This window comes from Paenibacillus wenxiniae (assembly GCF_039822605.1).
GTDB classification, from domain to species: Bacteria; Bacillota; Bacilli; order Paenibacillales; family Paenibacillaceae; genus Saccharibacillus; species Saccharibacillus wenxiniae.
The window spans coordinates 687369-687815 of sequence record NZ_JBCGUH010000001.1 but is presented as its reverse complement, the minus strand read 5'-3'; the positions used below and the strand labels follow the sequence as shown (position 1 = coordinate 687815).

Annotated in this window: 1 pseudogene; it reads left to right on the top strand. The window is 49.0% G+C overall.

From position 1 onward, the window contains the following. Positions 1 to 114 precede the first annotated feature (114 nt). Positions 115 to 447, top strand: a pseudogene (locus tag AAHF22_RS02865) (glycoside hydrolase family 68 protein); the annotation flags it as partial.

Sequence of the window (447 nt, the reverse complement as noted above, 5' to 3'; positions counted from 1 at the left end):
AACTCCGACTGGCGATAAGTGCGTCGTATGATGCGCAGTCCAGTCCGGGATTTTTAGGTCTTTTTTTCGTGCCAGTACATCCGACATTCTATGTGGAGAGAGGAAGATTTGAAGATGAATATGACTCATTTATACAAAAAGGCGGCAGCCGTTACTGTGGCGGCAGCGCTGCTGGCAGGCGGTACATCGGCATTTGCCAGCGGCTATGGACAGGATTACAATGGAGGCTCTCCAGCGCATCCAACGCATCCGGCACCTGCAAATCCCAATATTCCATCGGTGATTGACGATACATACGGATTTTCGCACATCACCCGTTTTGACGCATTGAAAATTGCGCAGCAGCAAAATCGTTCGCAATTCCAGGTGCCAGCATTTAACAAAGACGATATTCGCAATATCCCATCTGCGGTAGGCAAAGATGCGAACGGCAATACGATCAATCTG